A 19335-nucleotide genomic window follows, 5' to 3' on the forward strand; every position below is an offset into this window, starting at 1 on the left:
TCAGATCAGCGGGGTAACAGTATCCATGCCACTCTCACCGACGACAATCGTCCCGTCGGCAATCAGCCACGCGTGCGCATGAAGCTGGCCGCCGCGTTGACCTGCTCCCAAATGGATCGTCGAGTGCAATCCCTGCCTTGAGAGCATCATCTTGGCTGCGAATGCTTTGGCAAGACACTTACTCTCCCACGGCAAACCACGTCCGGCACGGTCCACGGCTACCCGGACTCGTCGAAAGACATAGGGTGGAATGGGATGGCTGCCCTTGACCGCGTCCTGCCCAGGATCGGCACGAAACGCCCAGTCAGCAATATAGGGCAGAAAGACGATACCCATCCGCGCAAGGATCAAGGCAAGCCACGCTTCGATCAGCCGAACGGTTGCGACCGCCTCTGCGCGGGCCGGATGCCACATCCTGCCGATTCGGCGTCTTTGAGGCATCGTCTCCCTCCGCATCACCCTCATCCTATTCCATTAAGCGCGACGGACAAATTCCTCACCGGGATTGAATTTCGGCCTTCGGAGAGCGTTCTACTCGCCGCGAAACTACAGTATCCTTGCTCATCAAGAAGACCTTTGCCGGTCTGCCAATGATCGATCCAGACCGGTCACCACCATGTCCTTCGATAACTTTCCTCCTCATTTTCGTCTGCTTCTGCTCGCGGTTCGCGTTCCTCTGACTTCAGCGGACGCGGAACGGCTGCGCCGGATCGCTGCAAATGACATCGATTGGCGTGCATTTCTCGCAGCCGCTCATTCTCATCGCCTTAGCCCATTAGCCCTTTGCGGACTGCAGTCAGCCGCCCTGTCCGCAGTGCCGGACTTCGTCTTCCGTGAACTGCAATCCTCACAGCAGGCGAGCGCCATGCGCGCCGTAAAAATTACCCTTGAAACCCAGCGCATCGTCAATCACTTCGCTGCGTCCGGTTTCACGCTGATCTGCCTCAAAGGCATCACCCTTTCGCAGACCATCTATGGCGACCCCTACCTGCGGCACTCCGGTGATCTGGATCTCCTGACAGAGGAAAGAGACCTGCCCGGGCAGTTGCTGCGAATGCGAGAGCTCGGCTATGAACTCGTCGATCCTGCATGCGCAGCCAGCCCGCGACGCCTTCGCCTCTACATCCGTTATCAGAAGGATCTGAGCCTCTGTCACGTCCAGAGCGGGCGCATGGTCGACCTGCATTGGCGGCTCTTCAACAATCGTCTGCATAAGGCCAACCGCCTCGGTATGACCGCTCCCATTAACCCAGGGCAGTCCATCAACGCAAGTTTTAGAACACTGTCCAGGCTGGATCAGTTCGTCTATTGCGCCGCCCACGGAAGCGCTGACGCCTGGGTCTACTTCAAGGGGCTAGCTGACATCGCGGCCCTTCTGCATGTCCTGTCGCCTGAGGAACTGACGCAGGCGCTCATTCGTACCGCGACACTTGGTCTCCTGCCGCAGGTCAGTTCCGCCATCCATCTGGCTGCGGAGTTTATGGGAGCACGCGTGCAGCATCCGCTTCTGCTGAGCCCTGGTGATTCCTTCCACCAGGCCATGCGATCGAAGGTGATCCGCAATCTGGAAAGATCGGCATTCACTCCAAGAAGGCACAATCCTGGCCTCTTCGCCGCAATGCGCATTGAGCTTCAGCTCACGCCAGGATTGCGTTCGATGCGGGAGGTCATACGGCGTTACCTGTGGCGGCCAAGAATCTGGTCCATCGTGAATCTGCCGGATGCGCTTCTGTGGCTTACCCCATTACTCGGCCTCGTCATCCCACCCCGCGTTGCCCGTGCGCCATCTGGTCCATCGCCACCGGCGCACGACGCGTAAACTCTAATCCATAACAGAGCCCTTAATCCGTGAACCAGACTGTCAACTCGTAAGGTCAATGAGGACGCGATCATAACGAAGCCAGCCGCCAACACCCTCACGCCGACCGCTGTCCATCCAGGATTGCTGATCTGGCTCACCGGCCTCAGCGGCTCCGGCAAAAGCACGCTTGCCCGCCAGGTCTTTGAAACCCTCGCAGCGGCAGGCTGCCGTGTTGAGTTGCTTGATGCCGACGAAGTGCGCGCCCAACTCTCCTCCGGTCTTGGCTTCTCCAAATCCGATCGCGAGGAAAATGTGCGTCGTCTCGGTTACGTCGGCGGCCTGCTCCGCGCACACGGGGTCATCGTCCTGGTCGCCGCCATGTCGCCATACCGGGCCGGACGCGACGAGATTCGCAAGACAGCCCCATCGGCCTTCGTAGAGGTCTTCGTCGATGCCCCGCTCGCAATCTGCGAGGAGCGCGATCCCATCGGACTTTACCGCCGTTTTCGCGCGGGCGAGGTGCACAACCTCAGCGGCCTGGACGCGCCTTACGAGCCACCCCTGAACCCGGAGGTTCATTGTCATACCGCGCAGCAGACCATCGAAGAAAGCGTCGCCGACATTCTCAAGACCGTCAGGCCCTTCCTCGCCTGATCGAATGCCGTGATCGAGCCCGCAAGCGCACCTGATCGGCCTGTTGCCCAACGTCGGCAAGAACCGGAGAATGAAAGCATGGAGAGCCAAAGCCCCTTCGATAGCCGGCGGATCAAGCTGGGGCTCGCCCATGACGCCTACAAGACCGATACCGTGCGTATCGTTGAGCGAGACCTTAGCGGGTTGACGCACCTGGTGTCCTCGCGTCAGGGCCTTTGGGCTGTCAATCATCAGGAATGCCGTCTGATCGCGCATGGGCTCTTCTTCGGGATCACGATCACGAATCAGACAATTTATCTGTTTGAATCATGCGACCTGCCGCGCAGCCCGCTGGCAATGGGCAGGCTCGCGGCGCTTACGCTCGCGCATGACCGGATCGTTGACGTAAAGATCCTCGCCAAAGGCCTGGACAACGGCTGCCACCAGATCGACTTCATCGACGGAAAGTTACAGGTGCTCGACACCTACAACCAGCGAATCCTCAGTTTTGCTACCGAAGGCGAGCAATGGACCCCGGAGGAGATCCATCCCCTAGATCGCAAACCCACACGCGGCTGGAAAGACGATGACCCAAGCTACGTCCATGCAAACTCGCTCCTCGCAGTGGGCGACCGCACCCTGCTCCTGTTGCACAACGGAGGCAAGCATCTGGGCCGGAACAGTGAGATTGCGGTCTTCGACAAGCAGTGGCGAGAGTTGGAACGATGGCCGCTCCGTGGCTCGGGCTGCCATGGACTCGCGCTTCTGGAAGACGGAACGGTACTCACCTGCGGTTCCTTGGAAGGCACTCTCCTAAGCCCGGATGACCGCATCCACGTCCACGTAAGTCCTCACATGACCCGCGGGCTGTCGGTCGGGAAGGACTCGATCGTTGTGGGAGCGTCGCGCCTGGTTGAGCGGGAAGGGCGCATGACCAACTCCGGCACCATCACCTTCATGGATCGCGAATTTAAGGTAGCAGCGGTGCTGGACGTGCCCGCAGCTCCAACGGAGGTGCGTCGCCTGGACGGACAGGATGCGGGCCTTTCCCCGTACCTGGCCACGCAGCCTTGGGGATCGAAGACGAATGCGCCGTCGATCTCTTGACCAAGCTCGCTAGATCGTCTTTTCGCTGACGAGCTTTGACGCCTCAAGCTGCGCGAGCAGACCGCGAACGGACACCGAGCAATGCTCAGGCGAGACCTCATACTGCTCGCACAACGCTTCCACCAAAGCTGCCTCTGGCTTCGGCTCGGCAAGCAGCTCCCAGAGCGCGGACGCCGTGGAGTTGAGCGAGTGATACACAAGGGTCTCCAGGTCAAGGATCACAAGGGAGTCCTCCACTTGAGCGCTGACGCAATCTCTACGTTCCCAAACTGTCGGCACATGCGCTCCTGACGATCGTTCAATCGACGATCCTGCTCAGGCCCTTCAGCTCCTCAACACCAATCGATCGATGGACGGAGTATACCGGAAGCTGCCGCAGCAGCAACGCAAACTGCGGGAGCAGCCCAGGCATCTGTCCAAGCAGCCGCGGCACGCTGGGACGGTGCAGGTTCTTCAGCAGCGCCTCCAGGGCCGCGGCCCCGCGCAGTCTCCGGACGGGCTCGCCTCTGTCGGTCAGCACGACCAGAGCGCCCAGCCTTGCGGAACCGAGCTGTTGCTCCAAGGCCACAGGAACCTCGATCCGCCGGTCCAGCTCGTCGGATGAAGCCGCGCGCATCAGGATAAGTCCCGGCAGCCCGCAAGCCATAAGCTCTCCCGGACTCAAGACGCACGCGTCCTCCGCAACAATCCGTGCACCTTGCCTCACAAGCTGCTGAAGCAAACTGGACTTGCCGCACCCTGAAGGCCCTGCAAACGCAATCGCCTCGCGCATCCCCGGCAGGACAGCCACGGCAGCGTGAAGCACCACACGCCCGCGCATCCAAAGCACGGCTGGCAAAGCCGTGGAAACGAGCATTGTTTCAACCAACTCCGGCTCAGCGCCCGGATGAACCTGAACCCCAAGGCTCGCTGTGCCATGACGATAAGAAAAGAGGACGATGCCCGGAACATCGATCACTATGCCGTCGTCCGACACGAGGTATCGGCCAACCTCAGCATGCACCCCGACGCCCTCCGCATCCTCTCTCACGATCCAGAGATCAGCATGGCCGCCCGCCTCATCGCCAGGCATAGCTCCCGGTATCCGTATCTGGGTGCGTATGCAAAGTCCAAAACCTCGGACGTCTTCGAACACCGGCGAAAGCATGAGGTAGTTTAGCCCGAACCCATCGTCCCTCCCCCTAACATCGGTCCACTTTCGACGCCTGATTCCGGGCAGCGCGTGCGGTAAACTCTGGAGCATGTCGACTCAGCCTTCCATCGCAGCCCCCGGGATTGAGCCAGAGACCCGTCTCTCGCTTGAAATCCCCATGCTGAAGATGTTGACATCCAAGGAGGAGCTGTCCCTCGCGCTCACCGCTTACACCCGGGCGCCGGAGTCTCACGAGCTGCGCCACCGTCTTGCAGCGCAGCTCCTCGCCGCAGATCGATTCGACGAAGTCATCGCTCTCCTCGAGGAGCGAAAAGACCTCAGCTCCCGCACCCTGAACCTGCTCTCGTCCGCTCTGCTCGCCAGGGAGACGCACCTGGACGATGAGCGCGCGCTCGTCATCGCGGAACACGCCGTGCAACTGAGCCAGGACCAGAAGGAGCGCGCCCTCACCGTCACGGAGCTCGCCAAGGTCGTGACCCGTCTCGGTGATCTGCAGAGAGCGGAAGAACTTCTTCAACAGGCCTTGAATCTGCAGCCTTCGGAGAAGGACGCCTACAAGCGTCTCTTCCAGTTGAAGCTGCAGCGCAGCAGGGAAGAGGCTCTTGTCTTCGCCCAGGACACAATTGCCGCCGGCGTGTGCCATTCGCGCGTCCTAGGTTCAGCCCCCTTGGCGCTTGCCCTCCTCGGCCGGATCGACGAAGCCCGCGCAGCCGAAGGATCACACCAGTTCGCCGCGAGCTTCGATCCCGAACCCCCGCCGGGATGGGACAGCCTGAAACAATTCAACGACGCTCTGACAGCCGAAGCGCTCAATCATCCTGACGCGCGCTTCAATCGTTATGGCGTGGCCTCTGCCCAGACCTGGCGTCTGGATGAACCCGCGTTGCAGCGTACGAAATGCTTTCAGCAACTGCAGAAGCTCATCCAGCGGGAGACGGAGCGATACGCCCGCACTCTCCCTGACACCGGCCATCCCTGGCTGCAAGCCATGCCGCAGAGCGCCGTCCTTCGCAACTGGACGGTCATCGTGGAAGGCGACGGATACGAGACCTGGCATGTACACCAGAACGGCTGGATGAGCGGCGTGTACTACATCCACGTTCAGGATCACATCGCCCAGGGATCCGGCAACGGAGGTTGCATCGCGTTCGGCCTCCCGGATGCCGTCGTTGGAGCGGACGCAGCAGCGGCCTTCGGAGAAACGTTAGTCCGTCCGCACTCCGGTCTGATGATGCTCTTCCCCTCCCACATCTTCCATAGAACCTATCCGCATCACGGCAGCGGAAGACGCATCTGCTATGCGTTCGACATCATCCCCTCACGGGAGCTCTAAGCCGTGACTCCCCCGTATCGCGCCATGGCCTTCGGCTGCACCTGGCAAAGCGACATCCCGCTTCCGTCCTTTGAGTCAGACCCAGGTGAGGCCGAACCTGACATTCTGGTGAGCCAAAGCCACGGTCCACCTCCCGATCGCGGCGATTCACCCTCCGCCTCCCGTCTGCGCAACCTTCCTGGCGGCTCCCGCTTTATCGTGGAAGGCATCGCCACCATTGACACCTACGGCGGAAAGCGCGCGGAGATCTATCTTGGGCTCAACTGGTCCGGAGTCATGCCGGTCGAGTTCTTCGGCTCCGTCTCCGGTCTCTTCATGACCTGGCGCGGAGCCATCGCCATGCACGGCTCCGCAGTCGAATGGAACGGCCACGCCATCCTGATCTGTGGCCACTCCGGCGCCGGCAAATCGACCCTCGCCGCCGCGCTGATCGCTCGCGGAGCTCGCCTCATTTCGGATGATCTCTCCATCCTCCATCCCCGCAAAGCGAACCAGCCGCCGCTCCTTTACGCCGGCAGACGAGCCATGCGGCTCTTCCCGGACATCGCGCAGATGCTCGGAGACCGCGTCCTCTGCACGGAGGCTCCAGGCTCGGTGGACGGGAAGAAACTCGTGGTCCCTCCCCGAATACCCGCTACGCAGGCTGTCCCGTTGGGACAAGTCATCGTGCTGGATGACGAGATCCTTCAGACCCAGTCAACGCAGGAGCAGGAGGCGTCCCAAATCCTGGAAGCCCACCTCTATCGTCCCCGAGCCTACGCACAGATCCCCGGTCTCTTCCTCCGCCAGGCCCAGATCAAATCCCTGGCGCGGATCGTGCCGGTCTCGACCATGCAGCGGCAGGAGGCAAGGAATGCGCGCCAGTTCGAAATGATCGCCGAAGTCGCTGAAAATAAGCTGACTTAAGTCCTGCGTGAGCTATATTAAGCAACAACACTGAACACTTCAGGCCCCCTCCCCCCATCCCATCTCTCCGAAAGAAGGCCTCATGAACAAGCCCGATATGTCTGTCGAACAGAAGAAGCGTATGCCATGGGTCGAACCAGAGATCCGTCAGCTCGATGTCCGGGAGACAGCCTCCAATGAGGGCTTCGGCGGAGACGGCCAGAAGCGTTTTGCGGATTGCACCCGCTCCTAGGATCGCTTTCACCCCGGGTTGCTTTCATCGCCGCCCGCACTGGAAAACAGCCTCCCCTTCAAGACCCGGAGTTGAGAAGGAAAAGGAACTCAGCTGCCCCGCAGGCGAGCTGCGCTTCTTTATGTTCGCCCACCAGCCCATGGTCGCGGATCTTGCGCAATGCCTCGTCCAGCCAGTTCAGGTCAAGCCACTCACCAACTCCGGCCATTCGATAACCCGGCACATGTGCCAGGGCGTCACCAGCCTGTGAGACGATGCGCAGCTCGTAGTCCGGAGAAAACGGTCGTGCCACCGTATTCAGCCGAACCGCCTCCGGCGCTCTCCCGCGCAGCATCGCACGTGCGAGAGGCCTGGTGTCGCCGGGCCGTTCGTAGAACTCACCGGGAAAGCTCGCAGCCAGCCTCAAAAGACGCATGTCCCGGTACGGAAGCACATGCCGAATCCCCTCTGCAGTCGCGGTTTCCAGCATCGCCATCTTTCCAAGGCTCGGGTTGAAGCCGAATGGCCTGCCGCGAGCCGGAGCCGGAGCCGCCAGCGGCCTCGCATCAAGCAAATCCCCCCATTCCCTCGGAAGCGAGTGCAGCAACTGCGCTGAAAGCCGAACATGAAACGCATCGCCAGCGCTCACTCTCTGCTGTGTCCGCAAAGCGTTCCAATCCCGCAGCTCCCGGTACCAACGCTTCCACCACCCCGCCTGCGAGTGCCGAGCGGGCTTGCGGGTAAGGGACATCTCCCCATTGAAGCCGTCGAGCAGGGCCCGCCCCCCCGATTGCACCACCTCTGCATTCAGAGCTTCGTAAAGATAATGCCGCAGACCCACCATCGGCTCCTGCATGAAATTCACAGTGGTCGCAGAGGGAATATAGGCGCTGACCCATGGAGCGGGTGAGACAAAGCGGTGTTCGATCCCCAGGAACGCGCTCGTCCTGGAGCTCACATCCCGTTCATCGGGAATCTCGCTTCCGGCCGGCGCGACCGAGGTGAGCGCAAACATCTCGGCATCCGCGCTCCGGACCCCCGCCCCAACGCAGTTCAGCAACGTGGAGTCCAGGCCACCGCTGAGCAGGATGGCAGAGCGGCCGCAACGGCGAAGCTGCTGCTGAAGAATGCGTTTGCACACATCATTGGAGGCCTCGACCGCATCCTCAAAGCTGCCGCGGAACAGGGTGACCGGTGGCTCAGCGGCAGGCGGAATCGACCTGCGGTTGCCCGCGGAAAAGATTTCGCGAGTCCCCTGAGCAACGCGAATCACCCCACGCCACGGCGTCCTCGAACCCATGAAGGCTCTGAGCCTCGCACGGCTGACACTCAGCGCGAACCCTTCCGGATCGATCCTGCGCCCCACCCCCGGAAGCCTGCAAAGCGTCAGCATATCCGGGCTGATCGCAACCGTCTGACCATAGATCGCGTAGTGCATCGGATCGCGATACGCAAGCGAACTGAGCAGGGTAAGCACGCGGCCCTGAAGGTCAAAATGAAACAGAGACCACTCGCCCACAAGACGCATGGGAGCCTCATCCCCAAAGCGGCGAAGAGCATGAAGGGCAAGGGCAACCGCTGGCGTTTCGGCAGCAAGCCCCAGCGTTGCGGCAAGCTCCTCCGGCTCATCCAGAAAGCCTGCAAAAGCAGTGATCCCGGCAGACGTCTTCAGCAGCCCCAGCGCATTCGCATCTGGGTCCACGGCTGCGACCGCGACACCGCTCGCAAAAGCATGAGGACCGGACATCGCTGCGCTCAAGCCAAGCACGTCGAGCTCAACTTGCTGCAGCGGGGCCTCGTCGAGCGACACCAATGCATACAAGCCGGCTCTCACGTAGCCTGCCAAATAACGCGTGTCTGACTCGGCGCGACGTCCATGTCATCGAGCAGGAAGGCACGCGCGACGCGAACGGATCTCGGTACGTACATGAAAAGCCTTTATGGATGAGGTTATGTCTGGATCCCAGCCAGAGTCCCTGAAACAGCAGGGACATCGATCGATTCAGCGGAAGGAAACGGAGACGCGGATAACGAAACCATAGCAGGGGCGGAGAAGCTTGAATAGCAGATTTGAGGCCTGTCGAAGTCCACAAGTCCAAGGCAATCAGCGACTCTGCCGACACCCATTGACCCAGCGCCCAGGCCTTCGGTCTACTGAACCCCATGAGCAAAAACACCAAACGCAGCGCTGGCCTCCTAATGTACCGCATCACCGCCGCCCAACCGGAGGTCTTTCTCGTCCATCCCGGCGGACCCATCTGGGCTAAAAAGGATGCGGGCGCGTGGACCCTGCCCAAGGGCGAATATGACCAAGAGGAAGAGCCCCTCCTCGCCGCCCAGCGCGAGTTCTTGGAAGAGACCGGCTTCACCCCAGCACCACCCTTCCATAGCCTCGGCTCCATCCGGCAGAAGAGCGGCAAACTCGTCATCGCCTGGGCCTTCGCCGGAGACTGTAACCCGGATCACCTCGTCAGCAACACCTGTTTCATCGAGTGGCCGCCGCGCTCCGGCAAACGCATCGAAATCCCGGAAATAGATCGTGGCCGCTGGTTCTCCTTCGATTCTGGCCGCCGTTTCATCCGCGAAGAACAGATTCCGCTCCTCGACAAACTGGAGCAAGAGACGCTAGCTACCTGAACCGCACCACAATCGGCGTGTGATCGGAGGGTTTAGCCTCCCCCCGCGGTCCCCGGTCGATCTCGCAGCTCTCAAGCCTCCCTGCCATCTCCGCCGTCAGTAGAAAGTGATCGATCCGAATCCCACGGTTGCTCTCAAACGCCTGCCGGAAGTAATCCCAGAACGTGAACTGTCCGCCCAGTCCCGGATGCAGCGTTCGGAACGCATCCGTATACCCCAGCTCCAGCATTCCCCGGTACCGTGCTCGGGATTCCGGCTGAAACAACGCGTCGTGAACCCACGATGCCGGCTTATGGCAGTCGATCTCCTCCGGAATCACATTGAAGTCGCCGCCAATCACAGTCGGCACCCCGTCCCCCAACCACACCTTCATCTGCTCCATCAGCCGGTCCATCCACGCCAGCTTGTACTCGAACTTCGGCGTCCCCACCGGATTGCCGTTCGGCAGATAAATGTTCACCACCCGCATCCCATCGATCATCGCCTCCAGAAACCGCGCATGACTGTCCTCCGGATCGCCTGCCAGCGTCGTACTCACCACCTCCAGCGGCGTGCGAGAGACGATCGCCACCCCGTTGTATGCCTTCTGCGTCACCGCAGCGGAGTGGTACCCCTGCTCCATAAACCACTCCGCAGGGAACTCCGTCCCCTTCAGCTCCTGCAACAGCAGCACGTCGGGCTGCCGAGCCGCCAGCCACCTCTTCACATGCTCCGCCCGGGCACGAATCGAATTCACATTCCAGCTCGCTACTTCGATGACGCCCTCCCGGCTTTCTTCACTTGAACCTTCTTCCTCGGCGCAGCTTTCGGGTCCGAGCCCACCAACGCACGCACCACATCCAGCTCCCGCAGATATTCGTCTGAAGGAATCTTCGCCAGAATCCCTCGCAAAGTCTCATTGGCTCCAGCCGACAGTGCCTCGCTCCCCTTTGCCTCATGGGCCAGTTCACACAGAGCATCCTCATATTGCGCGATACTCCGCACCGCATGAAGGACCATATTTAGCCCATGATAAAGAGAGGTCGAAGCAGGTTGCGACTCAGTTTTCAAGCGGGCTTTGAGCTTGATCTTAGGCTTGGCATGATCGGCAACATTCGCAATCTTCTTCGTTGTCATAACTCTCACTAGGATGCCGGAACCGTCTCCTCCGCTACATCTACAGACTCCCCAAACAGCGGCGTCCTCGCCTCCGCCTCCACCTGGAAGTGCTCAACCCCACCCCCACCAGGCGAAAAAGTTGCTCCGGCCCGAACTCCACCCGGCTGCACAAGAACACAGCCACATCGCCCAGCATCTCCGCGCTCGTCGGCATCGCGAGCGGCGTCAGGCTCCGCGTCAGCGTACTGAACTCCTTCGTCTTCAGCTTCAGCACCACAGTCCTCGCCATCCGAGCATTCTGCCGGGAGGCCAGCCAAACCTTCTCCGCCAGCCTGCGCACCAGGGGCTCAGTCTCTGCCAGCGGAATGTCTTTCTCAAACGTGTCCTCCGCGGACAAGGATTTGCTGGACCGGTTCGCCACCACCGGGTTCTCATCAACCCCCCGAGCCAGCTCATACAGCCGCCGCCCATACCGCCCAAAGTGCTGCTCCAGCGTCGGATGGTCCATCGCATGCAGATCCCCCACCGTCGCAATCCCCACCGACTTCATCCGCTCCTCCGTCACCTTCCCCACACCCGGAATCCGTCCCACCGGAAGCGGCATCAGGAACCCTTGCACCTCGTGCGGCTGAATCACAAAAAGCCCATCCGGCTTCTTCCAGTCGGACGCAATCTTCGCCAGAAACTTGTTCGGCGCCACCCCCGCCGACGCTGTCAGGTTCAACTCCTCGCGGATCTGTTCCCGGATCATCTTCGCCACTCGGGTCGCCGTCGCCAGTCCCAACTTATTCTCGGTCACATCCAGGTAGGCCTCATCCAGCGAAAGCGGTTCCACCAGATCCGTGTGACGCTCAAAGATCTCCCGCACCGCGCGCGATACCGCCTTGTACCGCGTAAAGTCCGGCGGCACAAAGATTGCCTCCGGGCATAGCCGTTCCGCAGTCACAGCAGGCATCGCAGACCGAACCCCAAACCGCCTCGCCTCATAAGAAGCCGCGCACACCACAGAGCGCCGCCCCTTCCAAGCCACCACCACCGGCCGCCCCCGCAGCCCCGCATCGTCGCGTTGTTCCACCGACGCATAAAACGCGTCCATATCCACATGAACGATCTTCCGGCCGGAACCGCCCTCCCGCCGCTCCGCCGACACCTGTTCGATCTCCATCCGCAGCTGCCTCTCGCGACAGCTCCATCATAAGCGAACAAAAGGAGAATGAAAAGCGTCCCCGCGTCGGCCTATGCCGCCCGCTGCGACTTCCCGTCGGAACTCACCGCAACCGTCAACTCCGGCCAGGTAGGCTCCACACTCAAGAACTCATCCAGCTCGTCGCGTTCCTCGCGCTCCCGAGCCGCCGCCGCATGATTCATCGCAGCCTTGTTCGCCGCAACCGCATGCTCCGCCGCAGCTTGCGCCCGAGCCTGCGCCGCACGCGCCGTAGCCGCCATCGCCGCCGCATTCGCCTGTGCGGCCATCGCATGCGCCACCATGGCCTCGCTCTCGGCCTCAGCCACGATGCTCTTCAGATCCCGATCCCGCCGAGGCACCCGTTGCGGAGCCCCATAAGGCACCGACTCCTGGTAACCCATCGCCGGACGACGCACCGGAGCAACCGCCATCTCCGTTTCAGCGACATACGGAGCAACAGGCGTCAGATGACTCATATCCCCCGGCACCCGCACCGGAAGATCCAAATCCTCGTCGAAAGCCGCCGCCACCGGAACCACCGGCGTCGCAGCAATCTTTTCTTTCTTCTCGCGACCTCCAACGATCGCGATCACACAAGGCGCCAACAGCATAAGGAAGAAGCCAACCAAGACAACAACAGTCATGCGAATCACCTGCCCCATTCAGCCGTGATGTTCGGCCGGGCTTTACGTACCCCTCCATTCTCCCCCCGCCCGCCCCATCCCACAACACAAAAACAGTGCAATCGGACAAATTCGCAATCCCACCTTCGGGTCATCCGTCCATACAATCAACCTATGAATCCGCAGGAAGCCCTCACCCGCGCCCGCAACATCAAGCTCCTCCTCTTCGACGTAGACGGCGTCCTCACCAACGGCGACATCACCGTCCACCCCACCGGCGACGGCACCTTCACCGAAATCAAATCCTTCTCCGCCCACGACGGCCTCGGCATCGCCTTTGCCCGTCTCGTCGGCCTCCGCACCGGCATCATCACCAAGCGCCACACCCAGGCCGTGGCCATCCGCACCCGAGACCTCAAGATGGAGTTCATCTACCAGGGCCAGCACCACAAACCCAGCGCCCTCTATGACATCCAGGCCAAAACCGGCCTCGCCCTCACCCAGATCGCATACGTCGGTGACGACATCGTCGACCTCCCCGTCCTTCGTCTCTGCGGCCTCGCCATCGCCACCGCCAACGCCCGCCCCCAGGTCAAAGCCGCCGCCCACTACATCACCCCCAACCCCGGCGGCCAGGGCGCAGGCCGTGACGCCATCGACTTCATCCTCACCGCCCAGGGCACCCTGGATCAGGCCATCGAGCAGTACCTCGCAGAATCCACCCCCATCGCCGGCCCAGGAAATCAATAGAGGCGAACAAACCGCGAACGCGCTAGAATCACCCCATGGTCGCCGAACCCGAACTCCAGACCGCGCTCCAGTGGGCACACCCCGTCGTCCAGGAGTGGTTCACGGCCAAGTTCGGCACCCCCACCGAGCCGCAAATAGCCGGCTGGCCCAGCATCCTCGCCGGCGAAACCACCCTCATCTCCGCCCCCACCGGCAGCGGCAAAACCCTCGCAGCGTTCCTCGTCTGTATCGACCAGCTCCTCCGCAAAGCCATCGCCGGAACCCTCGCCCCCTGTACGGAAGTCCTCTACGTCTCCCCCCTCAAAGCCCTCTCCAACGACGTCCAGAAGAACCTCGACGCACCCCTCCGCGAGATCCAGCATCTCGCCCTCGAACGCGGCTACCTCTCCACGGAGATCCGCACCGGCGTCCGCACCGGCGACACCCTCACCAAAGACCGTGCCGCCATGCTCCGCAACCCGCCCCACATCCTCGTCACCACGCCTGAATCCCTCTACATCCTCCTCACCGCCGGCAAATCCCGGGAAAACCTCCGCCGCGTCCGCACCATCATCGTCGACGAGATCCACGCCGTAGCCGACGACAAACGCGGCGCACACCTCACCCTCTCACTCGAACGCCTGGAAGCCCTCGTCTGCGGCGAAAATACCCTCACCCCCGGCGCATTCCTCACCGGCTTGGCCACACCGCCACAACGCATCGGCCTCTCCGCCACCCAGAACCCCATCTCCCTCATCGCAGACTTCCTCACCGGCATCCATCCCACCCGCAAGCCCGCCACCATCGTCCAGGTGGGCCAGCGCCGCCATCTCGACCTCGCCATTGAAATCCCCAGCGACGAACTAAGCTCCGTAGCCAGCACCGCCATGTGGACGGAGATCTTTGACAAGCTCGCCGCCCTCACCGACCATCACCGCAGCACCCTGGTCTTCGTCAACACCCGCCGCCTCGTAGAAAAAATATCCTTTGAGCTCTCTCAGCGCCTAAGCCCGGAGGACGTAGCCGCCCATCACGGCTCCCTCTCGCGAGGCCTCCGCCTCGATGCCGAGCAGCGATTAAAAAATGGGCAAATAAAAATCCTCATAGCCACCGGCTCCCTTGAACTCGGCATCGACATCGGCAACGTAGACCTCGTCTGCCAGATCAATACCACCCGAGCCGTCGCCGTCGCCATGCAGCGCGTAGGCCGCGCCGGCCACTGGCGCGGAGCCATCCCCAAGGGTCGTTTCTTCGCCACCACTCGCGACGACCTCCTCGAGCAGGCCGCCCTCATCCGCAAGATGCACGCCGGCGAACTCGACCTCCTCGAGATCCCCCCCGCCCCCATCGACGTCCTCATGCAGCAGATCGTCGCCATGTGCGGTGCCGAGCCCTGGCCTGAAGAAACCCTCTACAACATCGTCCGCCGAGCCTATCCCTACCGCGATCTCACCCGCCCGCACTTTGAAGAACTCCTCAACCTCCTCCACAACGGCATAGAATCCAGCCGCGGCCGTTACGGCGCATACCTCCTTCGCGACGGAGTCCAGGGCCACCTCCACCCTCGCCGCGGCGCACGCATGATCGCCATCGCCAACGGCGGTGCCATCCCTGACGTCAGCAACTTCGCCGTCATTCTGCAACCGGAAGGGTTACAAATCGCCACATTGGACGAGCACTTCGCCGTAGACTCCTCCCCCGGCGACGTCGTCCTCCTCGGCAACTCGAGCTGGCGCATCCAGAAGGTAGAAGCGGTCGGTCGCGTATTAGTAGAAGACGCCCACGGAGCCCCACCCAGCATCCCCTTCTGGGAAGGCGAAGCCCCCCAACGCACCAGCGTAGTCTCAGACGGCGTAGGCACCCTCCGCGAAGAGATCGCCGCCCGCACAAGCAAGGTAGCCCCCGCAGATCTCCTCAATCTGGGTGCCCCACGTCTCGATTCTGAGACGTGGGATCTACAGAATCCAACCCCGCATCAACAGATCGAAGAAACCATAAGTTGGCTCCAACAAGAGACCTGCGTCTGTAGAGCCGGCGCCCTCCAACTCATCACTTACATCGTCTCCGGCCGAGCCGCCCTGGGCGCGGTCCCCTCCAAAACCACCATCATCGCCGAACGTTTCTTCGACGACGGTGGAGGCATGCAACTCATCCTCCACGCCCCCTTCGGCGGTCGCGTCAACAAGGCCTGGGGCCTCGCCCTGCGCAAGCGCTTCTGCCGAGGCTTCAACTTCGAGCTCCAGGCCGCCGCCACCGACAACGGCATCAACATCTCCCTCGCCGAGCAGCACTCCTTCCCGCTCTCAGACGTCTTCAAGTTCCTCACCGAGCACACCGCCAAGGAACTCCTCGAGCAAGCCGCCATCGCCAGCCCCATCTTCAAAAACCGCTGGCGCTGGGCCGCCGGACGCTCCCTACAGTTGCTCCGCATGTCCAAGGGCAAGCGCATAGCCCCGCAAATCCAGCGCACCCGTTCCGACGATCTCATGGCCAACGTCTTCCCCCAGGCCGCAGCCTGCTTTGAGACCATCGTCGGCGACATAGAAATTCCCGACCACCCCCTCGTCCGCGAGGTCATGCAGGACGTCCTCCAGGAGGCGATGGACCTCGAAGGCCTCATAGAAATCCTGCGCGGAATCGAGCAGGGAACCATCCGCTGCCTCGCCGTCGATTCCCCCATCCCCTCCGTCTTCGCGCATGAGCTCATCAACGCCATGCCCTACGCCTACCTCGACGAAGCCGGAGCCGAAGAGCGCCGTGCCCGCGCCACCACTCTCCGCCGAGGCCTCCCCGCCACAGCCGAAGACGCAGGCCGCCTCGACCAGGCCGCCATCGACACCGTCCGCCGCCAGCTGTGGCCTGATCTCCGCGACGAACATGAGCTCCACGACCTCCTCCTCACCCTCACCATCCTCCCCCTCGCCACCCTCGACACCGAACCCGTCCAGGACTGGCCCATCTTCTACGAGCGCCTCCTCCGCACCAACCGCGTCCAAACCATAGACTGCGCCGGCAAACCCTGCTGGGTCCCCACCGAACGCCTTCAATCGGTAGCCACCCTCTTCACCTCTCCCACCACCACCTCGACCGTCCTTCCCCCTCAGGCCGTCATTCTGAGCGAAGCTCAGAACCTCAGTATTTCGCCCGAAGCGCCACAACCCTTACCCCTCACCCCAGAATCCGCCACCCTCTCCCTGGTCCAGGGCTGGCTCCAAATCCTCGGCCCCACCACCGCCAACGCCCTGGCCACCCGCCTCAACCTCTCCCCCGCGCAAATCTTCCAATCCTTCCTAACCATGGAACTCCAGGGCCTCTTACTAAGAGGCACCTTCGAACTCCCCCCCACACAAATCGACCACGAGATCGAGTGGTGCGAACGCCGCATCCTCCAGCGCATCCACCGCCTCACCCTCGGCACCCTCCGCAAACAGATTGAGCCCGTCTCCCCCGCCGTCTACATGCGCTGGCTCCTCGGCTGGCAGCACCTCGCCCCGCAAACTCAACTCTCTGGCGAAGAAGGCCTATTAGAAGTCCTCTCCAAACTAGAAGGCTTTGAAGCCCCCGCCGTCGAGTGGGAACGCACCCTCCTCCCCGCCCGCGTCGCCAACTATGACCCCCGCTGGCTCGACTCCCTCTGCCTCTCCGGCGCAGTAGGCTGGGGCCGAGTCTCCCCCCACCCCGCCTGGTCCACCGGAGACGGCGGAGCACCCCGCCGCGTCATCCCCACCAACGCCGCCCCCATCACCTTCTACATCCGTGAATCAGCCGAGTGGCTCCCCGCCGCACTAGCGGCCCAATGCGTCGACGAATCCAATCTCCTCAAAGCCTTAAGCCAGGACGCCCTCACCATCCGGGCCCTCCTCGCCCAGCGCGGAGCCTGCTTCTCCAACGACCTCCAGCGCATCACCGGCCTCACCCGCCAGCAGACCCAGCACGCCCTCTGGGAGCTAGCCACCGCCGGCCTCGCCTCCGCAGACGGCTTTGACCAACTCCGCGGCATGATGGACCCCCGCCGCAAAGCTGCCGCCGCAACCCCCACCACATTAGCCCGCAAATCCGCCGCTCGCACCACCGCAGGCCGCTGGTCCCTCCTATGCGAAGAGCATGGACCCAGCGAAAATCCGGGTGCCCCACGTCCCGATTCTGGGACGTGGGTTCCTCATACTACCTTTGAAGCCCGTAGAGCCGAAGCCCAGGCCCACTCCATCGCCAACGCCCGCCGCCAATCCGCCGCACACGACTCCGCCGCCCGCATGCTCCTCTGTCGCTACGGTGTCCTCTTCCGTGACCTCCTCGAGCGCGAATCCAACGCACCCAAATGGCGCGATCTCCTCCCCATCCTCCGCCGCCTGGAAGCCCGCGGCGAACTCCGCGGAGGCCGTTTCGTCACCGGCTTCAGCGGCGAGCAGTTCGCCCTTGCTGAAGCCGTAGACTCCCTCCGCGCCTCCCGCAACCAGGCCTCCGACCACGAGATCACCGTAGCCGGAGCCGACCCCATGAACCTCATCGGAATCGTCATCCCCGGCGACCGCGTCCCCGCCGTCCCAGGCCGCTCCACAAAGTTCCGCAACGGTGTCAGTGTCCAAGACCCCACCAAACCTTCATCTCCTGAACCCGAATCCACCTTCACCCAGCCCACACCTGAGCCATCCACCATAGGATTATTCCAATAGCCGATGACCCAACCCATCCCGGAAGACCAGGCCGACCCAACCGAACTCTCCCCCGAAGACTTTTACTTCGACGGTCCCTACATGGTCTTCACCGCCGCCTACCACCTCAAACGCGGCTACTGCTGCAACTCAGACTGCCGTCACTGCCCCTATAAATAAAGTGCGTGCCATGATCGGGCCCGGGGCCTGAAGTCCAGACTTAACCCTCATGGATAGAAGACTTTAGATACTTTTCCCCTGGTAGGGGCAAGGGGTCGATTTCCTCAATCCGGCTTACTCAACTCCGCCGGCAACGTCGGCACAGCAACCGAAGCCAGAGCCCGCTTCGACGACCCCATCGCCTTGGCATTCTGCTCCAGCAGCAGCACCCGCGGATCGACCCGGTAAGCCTCCAGCCCCCGAGCCCCCACCATCTCCGCCCCCAGATCCAGCCCCGCCTCGCTCGCCTTGGTCAGCCAAGCCATGACGGCCACATCGTCATGCCCCAGTGCCGCCACCTTCGCGAGCTCAAAGCAAAACCGCCCTCGCTCCGTCGCGGAAAGCACCCTCGCCTGAATCCCATTCCCCCCATCCGGCCGGAACACATTCGCATCCAGCTTGTAGGCCTTCGCAAACTCCCGCCGAGCGCTCTCATAGTCCTTCAACTGGAAGTAAGCCGTAGCCAGGTTGGCATGAAACACCGCATTCCTCTTCTCGAACTTCACCGCCCTGGAGTAGTCCGTCAGCGCACTCCGGTAGTTCCCCGCAAAGTACTCCGTAGCCCCCAGATTGTTCCACCCCGCCCCCACCTTCGGCTGCAGCGCCACCACCTTAGCAAAATAAAGCCGCGCAGCCGCAGGCTGAGACAGCGTCAACTGAGTAATCCCAATCCGGTTCAATAAGCGAGGCACATCGCCGCCCCGATTCAACGCAAATTGGTAGTACTCCAGCGCATCCTCGTCGAACCGCCGTGCCCGCAGCACATCCCCCTCAAGCTCCAGGCGAGCAGCCGTAGCCGTCCTCGGATCAGGCAGGTACGGCTCCAGCAACAGCCAGTCCGGCATTTGGTGCCGCTCCAGCTTCGCCATATCGCCGGCGCTCCGCATCCCCTGTCCAAGCAGCCCAGGGTCCAGCGCTAAGAGAGCCGTAAATCCAATCAGTAGGGAAGTGATGATGCGCCGCGTATCCATGACATTCGACCTCCAGGTCGCGCATGTAGCTGACTATCCAGGCAGGCCAACATACTGCGCTTCCCATTGATCTTCG

General features: G+C 62.1%; 20 protein-coding genes. 11 read left to right on the forward strand and 9 right to left on the reverse strand.

All coding sequences use genetic code 11. The features are described 5' to 3' along the window. Positions 1-441, reverse strand: a complete 441-nt coding sequence (locus ACIX9_RS03990) for a lasso peptide biosynthesis B2 protein (RefSeq protein WP_198152154.1) — start codon at positions 439-441, stop codon at positions 1-3. A gap of 175 nt (positions 442-616) precedes the next feature. Here ACIX9_RS03990 and ACIX9_RS03995 point away from each other — a divergent pair, with 175 nt between their 5' ends. From ACIX9_RS03995 to ACIX9_RS04005, 3 genes are all read left to right on the forward strand, one after another. Beyond that, complete coding sequence (locus tag ACIX9_RS03995) at positions 617-1819, forward strand: nucleotidyltransferase domain-containing protein (RefSeq protein WP_013579191.1); 1203 nt, start codon at positions 617-619, stop codon at positions 1817-1819. 123 nt (positions 1820-1942) lie between these two features. Further along, positions 1943-2455 (forward strand): adenylyl-sulfate kinase, encoded by a 513-nt coding sequence (gene cysC / locus ACIX9_RS04000; RefSeq protein ID WP_013579192.1) that lies wholly within the window; start codon positions 1943-1945, stop codon positions 2453-2455. 78 nt (positions 2456-2533) lie between these two features. After that, positions 2534-3541: a hypothetical protein gene (locus tag ACIX9_RS04005; RefSeq protein ID WP_013579193.1), complete on the forward strand. Its 1008-nt coding sequence runs from the start codon at positions 2534-2536 to the stop codon at positions 3539-3541. Positions 3542-3550: 9 nt separating this feature from the next. Here ACIX9_RS04005 and ACIX9_RS04010 read toward each other — a convergent pair whose 3' ends face one another. Together ACIX9_RS04010 and ACIX9_RS25600 are read right to left on the reverse strand one after the other, a co-directional pair. Continuing rightward, on the reverse strand, positions 3551-3763 hold the full coding sequence (locus ACIX9_RS04010) for a PqqD family protein (RefSeq protein ID WP_049789209.1): 213 nt from the start codon (positions 3761-3763) through the stop codon (positions 3551-3553). Between the two features lie 76 nt (positions 3764-3839). Further along, positions 3840-4397, reverse strand: a complete 558-nt coding sequence (locus ACIX9_RS25600) for a hypothetical protein (protein WP_157477280.1) — start codon at positions 4395-4397, stop codon at positions 3840-3842. Between the two features lie 60 nt (positions 4398-4457). On the opposite strand from ACIX9_RS25600, the gene ACIX9_RS25605 reads away from it, so the two are divergent. From ACIX9_RS25605 to ACIX9_RS25610, 4 genes are all read left to right on the forward strand, one after another. Next, complete coding sequence (locus ACIX9_RS25605; protein WP_157477282.1) at positions 4458-4700, forward strand: hypothetical protein; 243 nt, start codon at positions 4458-4460, stop codon at positions 4698-4700. Positions 4701-4782: 82 nt separating this feature from the next. Next, positions 4783-6027, forward strand: coding sequence for a 2OG-Fe(II) oxygenase family protein (locus tag ACIX9_RS04020; RefSeq protein WP_013579196.1), 1245 nt, complete (start codon positions 4783-4785; stop codon positions 6025-6027). A 3-nt stretch (positions 6028-6030) separates the two neighbouring features. After that, positions 6031-6933 (forward strand): hypothetical protein, encoded by a 903-nt coding sequence (locus ACIX9_RS04025; protein WP_013579197.1) that lies wholly within the window; start codon positions 6031-6033, stop codon positions 6931-6933. A gap of 82 nt (positions 6934-7015) precedes the next feature. Then, positions 7016-7165, forward strand: coding sequence for a hypothetical protein (locus ACIX9_RS25610; RefSeq protein ID WP_013579198.1), 150 nt, complete (start codon positions 7016-7018; stop codon positions 7163-7165). Between the two features lie 58 nt (positions 7166-7223). Here ACIX9_RS25610 and ACIX9_RS04030 read toward each other — a convergent pair whose 3' ends face one another. Continuing rightward, the gene (locus tag ACIX9_RS04030) at positions 7224-8990 is read right to left on the reverse strand and encodes an asparagine synthase-related protein (protein ID WP_198152155.1); all 1767 of its coding nucleotides are present in this window, start codon (positions 8988-8990) and stop codon (positions 7224-7226) included. 317 nt (positions 8991-9307) lie between these two features. On the opposite strand from ACIX9_RS04030, the gene ACIX9_RS04035 reads away from it, so the two are divergent. Next, complete coding sequence (locus ACIX9_RS04035; RefSeq protein WP_013579200.1) at positions 9308-9781, forward strand: NUDIX domain-containing protein; 474 nt, start codon at positions 9308-9310, stop codon at positions 9779-9781. On the opposite strand, the gene xth is transcribed toward ACIX9_RS04035, so the two are convergent. The 4 genes from xth to ACIX9_RS04055 all read right to left on the reverse strand — a co-directional run bounded on the left by xth (position 9774) and on the right by ACIX9_RS04055 (position 12709). Beyond that, positions 9774-10517: an exodeoxyribonuclease III gene (gene xth, locus ACIX9_RS04040; protein ID WP_013579201.1), complete on the reverse strand. Its 744-nt coding sequence runs from the start codon at positions 10515-10517 to the stop codon at positions 9774-9776. The two genes, ACIX9_RS04035 and xth, sit on opposite strands and share 8 nt — an antisense overlap. 11 nt (positions 10518-10528) lie before the next feature. Next, positions 10529-10897, reverse strand: coding sequence for a hypothetical protein (locus ACIX9_RS04045; RefSeq protein WP_013579202.1), 369 nt, complete (start codon positions 10895-10897; stop codon positions 10529-10531). A 40-nt stretch (positions 10898-10937) separates the two neighbouring features. Beyond that, a complete protein-coding gene (dinB, locus tag ACIX9_RS04050) occupies positions 10938-12044 on the reverse strand; it encodes a DNA polymerase IV (RefSeq protein WP_013579203.1) in 1107 nt (368 codons plus the stop codon). Positions 12045-12115: 71 nt separating this feature from the next. Next, complete coding sequence (locus ACIX9_RS04055) at positions 12116-12709, reverse strand: hypothetical protein (RefSeq protein ID WP_157477288.1); 594 nt, start codon at positions 12707-12709, stop codon at positions 12116-12118. A gap of 153 nt (positions 12710-12862) precedes the next feature. Between ACIX9_RS04055 and ACIX9_RS04060 the strand changes: the two genes are divergently transcribed. Genes ACIX9_RS04060 through ACIX9_RS26290 form a run of 3 tightly spaced genes read left to right on the forward strand, consistent with a single transcriptional unit; the run spans position 12863 to position 18249 of the window. Further along, on the forward strand, positions 12863-13438 hold the full coding sequence (locus ACIX9_RS04060) for a KdsC family phosphatase (RefSeq protein ID WP_013579205.1): 576 nt from the start codon (positions 12863-12865) through the stop codon (positions 13436-13438). A gap of 35 nt (positions 13439-13473) precedes the next feature. Then, complete coding sequence (locus tag ACIX9_RS04065) at positions 13474-18090, forward strand: DEAD/DEAH box helicase (protein ID WP_013579206.1); 4617 nt, start codon at positions 13474-13476, stop codon at positions 18088-18090. Between the two features lie 3 nt (positions 18091-18093). Further along, positions 18094-18249, forward strand: a complete 156-nt coding sequence (locus ACIX9_RS26290) for a DUF5522 domain-containing protein (protein WP_013579207.1) — start codon at positions 18094-18096, stop codon at positions 18247-18249. Positions 18250-18353: 104 nt separating this feature from the next. Here ACIX9_RS26290 and ACIX9_RS04070 read toward each other — a convergent pair whose 3' ends face one another. Beyond that, positions 18354-19259 carry a tetratricopeptide repeat protein gene (locus tag ACIX9_RS04070; protein WP_013579208.1) on the reverse strand — a complete coding sequence of 302 codons (906 nt, stop codon included), beginning with the start codon at positions 19257-19259 and terminating at the stop codon, positions 18354-18356. Positions 19260-19335 lie beyond the last annotated feature (76 nt).

The organism is Granulicella tundricola MP5ACTX9, from assembly GCF_000178975.2.
Taxonomy (GTDB): Bacteria; Acidobacteriota; Terriglobia; order Terriglobales; family Acidobacteriaceae; genus Edaphobacter; species Edaphobacter tundricola.

Bases quoted from the DNA above. Each gene is read 5' to 3' on its own strand.
- ACIX9_RS25600 (WP_157477280.1), bottom strand. From the start codon at position 4,397: ATGCTCGTTTCCACGGCTTTGCCAGCCGTGCTTTGGATGCGCGGGCGT.
- ACIX9_RS26290 (WP_013579207.1), top strand. From the start codon at position 18,094: ATGACCCAACCCATCCCGGAAGACCAGGCCGACCCAACCGAACTCTCC.
- ACIX9_RS04045 (WP_013579202.1), bottom strand. From the start codon at position 10,897: ATGACAACGAAGAAGATTGCGAATGTTGCCGATCATGCCAAGCCTAAG.
- ACIX9_RS04005 (WP_013579193.1), top strand. From the start codon at position 2,534: ATGGAGAGCCAAAGCCCCTTCGATAGCCGGCGGATCAAGCTGGGGCTC.
- ACIX9_RS25610 (WP_013579198.1), top strand. From the start codon at position 7,016: ATGAACAAGCCCGATATGTCTGTCGAACAGAAGAAGCGTATGCCATGG.
- ACIX9_RS04035 (WP_013579200.1), top strand. From the start codon at position 9,308: ATGAGCAAAAACACCAAACGCAGCGCTGGCCTCCTAATGTACCGCATC.
- dinB (WP_013579203.1), bottom strand. From the start codon at position 12,044: ATGGAGATCGAACAGGTGTCGGCGGAGCGGCGGGAGGGCGGTTCCGGC.
- ACIX9_RS25605 (WP_157477282.1), top strand. From the start codon at position 4,458: ATGACGATAAGAAAAGAGGACGATGCCCGGAACATCGATCACTATGCC.
- ACIX9_RS04065 (WP_013579206.1), top strand. From the start codon at position 13,474: ATGGTCGCCGAACCCGAACTCCAGACCGCGCTCCAGTGGGCACACCCC.
- ACIX9_RS03990 (WP_198152154.1), bottom strand. From the start codon at position 441: ATGCCTCAAAGACGCCGAATCGGCAGGATGTGGCATCCGGCCCGCGCA.
- ACIX9_RS04020 (WP_013579196.1), top strand. From the start codon at position 4,783: ATGTCGACTCAGCCTTCCATCGCAGCCCCCGGGATTGAGCCAGAGACC.
- ACIX9_RS03995 (WP_013579191.1), top strand. From the start codon at position 617: ATGTCCTTCGATAACTTTCCTCCTCATTTTCGTCTGCTTCTGCTCGCG.
- ACIX9_RS04055 (WP_157477288.1), bottom strand. From the start codon at position 12,709: ATGACTGTTGTTGTCTTGGTTGGCTTCTTCCTTATGCTGTTGGCGCCT.
- ACIX9_RS04070 (WP_013579208.1), bottom strand. From the start codon at position 19,259: ATGGATACGCGGCGCATCATCACTTCCCTACTGATTGGATTTACGGCT.
- ACIX9_RS04060 (WP_013579205.1), top strand. From the start codon at position 12,863: ATGAATCCGCAGGAAGCCCTCACCCGCGCCCGCAACATCAAGCTCCTC.